This window comes from Sphingobium sp. SG1 (genome assembly GCF_057063145.1).
In genome coordinates this window covers 1-231 of sequence record NZ_JBVVOJ010000120.1, presented here as the reverse complement: position 1 = coordinate 231, position 231 = coordinate 1, and the positions used below count along the sequence as shown (strand labels likewise).

Sequence of the window (231 nt, the reverse complement as noted above, 5' to 3'; positions counted from 1 at the left end):
CCAAGCTCGCCTCCGGGCAGATTCTGACGGCGGCGGAGTGAGCGTGACCCGATGACCGAATTCTTCGCAAGCGAGTTATGGACAGGCTATCTGTGGCCGATCATCATCATGGTCGCGCAGAGCCTGCTGCTGCTCGTGCTATTGCTGGTTGCCATCGCCTACATCCTGCTGGCCGACCGCAAGATCTGGGCGGCGGTGCAGATCCGCCGCGGCCCCAACGTGGTGGGTCCA

General features: G+C 63.2%; 1 protein-coding gene. It reads left to right on the top strand.

All coding sequences use genetic code 11. The annotated features are described in order from the left end of the window. Nucleotides 1–51: 51 nt before the first annotated feature. Nucleotides 52–231 (top strand): NADH-quinone oxidoreductase subunit H (locus tag AC0KVN_RS27785; RefSeq protein ID WP_483656893.1); only part of this gene is annotated, 180 nt, incomplete at its 3' end.